The sequence below is a fragment of the Thermovirga sp. genome (assembly GCA_012523215.1).
Taxonomy (GTDB): domain Bacteria; phylum Synergistota; class Synergistia; order Synergistales; family Thermovirgaceae; genus 58-81.
Window position 1 is genome coordinate 1 of sequence record JAAYIZ010000285.1, and the last position, 2207, is coordinate 2207.

At 63.4% G+C, this 2207-nt stretch carries 3 protein-coding genes; all 3 read right to left on the reverse strand.

The window, feature by feature from the left end:
- Positions 1 to 175, reverse strand: a 175-nt coding sequence (locus tag GX108_07770; protein NLO56926.1) for an SDR family NAD(P)-dependent oxidoreductase, incomplete at its 3' end; no start/stop codon positions are given.
- A 22-nt stretch (positions 176 to 197) separates the two neighbouring features.
- Entirely contained in the window at positions 198 to 1046 is an 849-nt protein-coding gene (locus tag GX108_07775) for an acetoacetate decarboxylase family protein (GenBank protein NLO56927.1), read from the reverse strand.
- 18 nt (positions 1047 to 1064) lie between these two features.
- Positions 1065 to 2207 (reverse strand): FAD-dependent oxidoreductase (locus tag GX108_07780; GenBank protein ID NLO56928.1); only part of this gene is annotated, 1143 nt, incomplete at its 5' end.

Consider the following 2207-nt stretch of genomic DNA (forward strand, 5'->3'; position numbering starts at 1 on the left):
ATTCGGCCGAAAGACGGTCGGTATGCTTTTTCAGGTTCACGGCGTTAAAGTCCGCGAGCACGACCTTCTCCGCCCCGTAGGCCAGCAGCTCCTCAATGAGGGCCAGCCCTATGCCCGACGCCGCCCCTGTGACGACGGCGGTCTTGCCTTTGTAGTAGCCTTTATCTAATTCCATCGGTGCATCCCGCCTTTCTTGTCTATTCGTAGGACTGGTGGTCCTTTAGGAACGTGCAACGATCGTAGCGGCCCGGAAGCAGAAGAGACACGGCCCGCCGGATTTCCTGCTCGTCCGTGTAGTCGTAGATCTTCTTCTGACTTGTGACCCAGTTGTCGCTGACCATCCAGCCCGCTCCGATAACGTTGGTCACAGGCAGTTCCCCCCACCTGTCGTCTACGGAGGAGGCCAGCGACATCTCCGCCGTTGCAGGTTCCCATGAGTAGATGCGGCTGGGGCTGTCGTAGTTGATCACCCTGAGATTCGCGAAGCCTCCGTGCTCTATATCGTACCTGTGGTTGAGGCAACCGCCGCCGATAACTGCCGGTCTCTCCCTTGAGCACCCCTCCTGCTCCATCCTGAAGCCTTTCTGGTTGTAGGATCCTATCTTCAGTTTCACGTCTATCAGATCGACCCCGCCGCGACGTATGAGGCATCTTCCCTCGTCGCCCGTCCTCTCGACGAGGATCCTTTCGCACAGCTTCTTGGCAAGCCCGGACCCCTCGCGCCCGGAGAAGGCTCCCATCAGTGAGCCGGGGCCGCTCAGCATCAGCCCCAGGAAGTAGACGCCCTCGTAATCTCCTAGGCGCGCCATTATCCCGAGCCCTCCCTCCATGTACCATGGAGAGAAGGTGGGCTGGCGGATGTTCACGATGTAGGCGTATGCCATCGGGTTTGAAGGGTCCGCCGGCACCAGGGGCGGCGGCAGCAGTTCCTGCGCCCTTTTCGGGTCGGTGTTGAAAAAAAGCTGGATGCCGTACTGGTCGTTCATCGCGCCATCCTTCATGAAGTCCTCGATTTTTTCCTCCGGAATCTGGTAGCCTCTGTCCATAATAAACTCTCCTTTCGTCTATGCTTGCGGTTCAAACGTGAACGCCCTGCCGCGCGCGTCCTGCGTCGCCTCGAGTATGCGCCCGCAGCACCTGGCGTCGCCTATGACCACGGCGTCGGGAAAGGCGGCCTTGAAGAGCTCCGTCACGCCCCTGCGCGGGGCGACCCCTACCGCCAGCACAACGCTGTCTGCCTGCACCGCTACCTTCTCTCCGTCCGACAGCCGCGAAAGCTCCACGCCGCCGGGGACGATCCGCTCCAGCCTGTGACCGGTCAGTATCACGGGGTCGTGGGGCCCGATGCGGCTCATCACGTCCAACACCACGAGGTAGTACATGCCCGGGCCGACCTCGCCGAGCATCTCCACCATGGTGACCCCGCACCCCTTGAGGGCCAGCGTCTCCGCCGTCTCGAGCCCGGTCATGCCCGACCCTACTACTACGATCCTCCCCTCCGGACAGGCACGTCCCAGCAACACGTCCTCCGCGGTGCAGACGCAGTCAAGGTCCGTTCCGGGGACGGGCGGGATGCAAGGTTCCCCGCCGCACGCCAGGAAGACGCCGCAGGGGTCCAGCCCCCCGACGTCCTCGGGGGTGACCTCTCGCCCCAGCCGGACCTCTATGCCCTCGCTTTCGACACGGGCGATCAGGGAGTCGACGTATTTTGTGATCTTGTCCTTGCCGTAACCCCTGTCGGCGGTGTTCAGGGTCCCGCCCAGCCGCTCCCCGCCGTCGAATATGACCGGGGCGAATCCGCGCTCCTTGAGGACAAGGGCGGCCTCGATCCCGGCGGGGCCACCGCCGATCACGGCAACGGCGCGCCCCTCGCCGTCGCGGAGTGGGTACAGGTACTCGCGCTCACGACCGGTCTTCGGGTTCACCGCGCACCGCACCTGCCTGAGGTTGGCGATCTCAGCGAAGCAGCTGAGGCAGCCTATACACCTTCGGATGACGCTCTCACTGCCGGAGAAGGTCTTGGCGGCCCATTCCGGGTCCGCCAGCAGGGCGCGGCCGACCCCCGCGAAGTCGCAGACTCCATCCTCAAGCAGGGCCTCCGCCATCCAGGGGTCCTTGATGTTGCTCACGGTTATCACGGGGATGGAGACGGCCTTCTTCACGGCCGCCGCCATGTACTTCTTCCACCCCTGCTCGTAAGACCCGGG